This is a genomic window from Paraburkholderia sp. RCC_158 (genome assembly GCF_041355255.1).
GTDB lineage: Bacteria > Pseudomonadota > Gammaproteobacteria > Burkholderiales > Burkholderiaceae > Paraburkholderia > Paraburkholderia graminis.
Window position 1 is genome coordinate 1 of the sequence record NZ_JBFUPM010000083.1, and the last position, 824, is coordinate 824.

Here is an 824-nt window from a genome sequence, read left to right on the forward strand (position 1 = left end):
CTGCGCCGCGCGACCGGGCTCCTTGAGCACCTGCACCGTCGTTTCGTCACCGTGGATGAGCGCCTGCGCCAGCAGCGTCCTGCGCAGCGCCTCATACAGCCGGCTGTAGTGCAGCTCAGCGGGCCGGATGATCCAGTTCGCCAGCGTGCCGCGCCCCACGTCGATGTCCGCGCGCACCAGCGCGTGAGCCATCCGGTATAGCGGTGTCCCATCGACATACTTGCCCGCCGTGACGGTAGCGATCATCGCCGCACTGGCATTGCTACCCGGCAGCGGCTGCGCGGGCATTGGGGTAGTGATCACCGGCGTACGTTCAGCGTGGCGTTCGCAGTGGCGGCAAGCGTATTTGAAGCGCACGTGCTGCAGCACGGACGCCTTCGCCTCGATGTGCAGCTGTTCGCTGAGCTCTTCGCCCATGCGATGCAGGGTGTGCGCACAGCATGGGCAGACCTTCTGGTCTTCGGGCAGGTCGTATTCGATGCGCTGGCGTGGCAGGTGCGCGGGCAACGGCTTGCGTCCGCGTTTGCGGGGCGTCGGTGCAGGCACGTCCGGCAGGCCTGTGTCGGGCAGCGCGAACGGGGCATCGACCTCGGCGTCGTCATCGTCAGCTTCGGTGTCGGCGATCTGTTCAGCCTCGTCAAAGACGCGATCCCTGAGCTTCTCGCTGGCTGGGGCAAAGCGTTTGCTCTGCGCCAGGCGAAACTGCTCTTCCATCTGGGCAATGCGTTCGCCCAGCTGCCGGTTTCGTGACTCGAGCTCACGGATATAGGCCTGGGCGGCCGGCGGCAGTCGGGAGAAATCATCTTCGTTCATGCTGCTCAAGA

1 protein-coding gene is annotated in these 824 nt (G+C 65.5%); it reads right to left on the bottom strand.

Annotation, left to right across the window (positions count from 1 at the left end; all coding sequences use genetic code 11):
* A partial coding sequence (locus AB6809_RS36235; RefSeq protein WP_371028611.1) for a transposase occupies positions 1 to 813 on the bottom strand: 813 nt, incomplete at its 3' end.
* Between the last annotated feature and the right edge of the window lie 11 nt (positions 814 to 824).